Below are 440 nucleotides of genomic sequence, written 5' to 3'. Positions count from 1 at the left end.
CCATCTGCCCCGGCGTGATCGAGACAACACTCGGCGTACCCGCAGCCGGCGACGGCGATTTCGAAAGCAGCGTCCAGCATTTCGCCGACCGGATCCCGCTGCGCCGCATAGGCCAGCCGGACGACGTCGCGGCCGCCGTCGCCTTCCTGGCTTCCGACGAGGCCAGACACGTCACCGGCGCGGATTGGCTGATCGATGGCGGCCAGACCTTGCAGAGCTGGGCCAACGCGCCGGCCGGCGGCGTATTTCCGAAATTTCGGTAGACCCCTAGGCAGTCGTCGGCGCTGCCGCGGCCAACGCCTTGTTGGGCGGCATTGCCTGGATGATCTGGACGGCGAGATCGAGGTCGGCGAGCCCGCCCGAAAGCGGCGTGCGCGGCGTCGCACCGGCCAGAATGCAATCGGCGAAGTGCAGCCATTCGCGGCGAAACGCGGTGTCGG

The 440-nt window shown here is 68.6% G+C and carries 1 protein-coding gene; it reads left to right on the top strand.

All coding sequences use genetic code 11. From position 1 onward, the window contains the following. Positions 1-263: SDR family oxidoreductase (locus NMG80_RS05715; RefSeq protein WP_254017243.1), on the top strand; the 263-nt coding region annotated here is incomplete at its 5' end. Positions 264-440: the final 177 nt, after the last annotated feature.

Origin of the sequence: Mesorhizobium escarrei (assembly GCF_935825525.1) — a bacterium.
Classification (GTDB): Bacteria; Pseudomonadota; Alphaproteobacteria; order Rhizobiales; family Rhizobiaceae; genus Mesorhizobium; species Mesorhizobium escarrei.
Note: the sequence above shows the minus strand (reverse complement) of the source record. Positions and strands in the feature narration are given on the sequence as shown.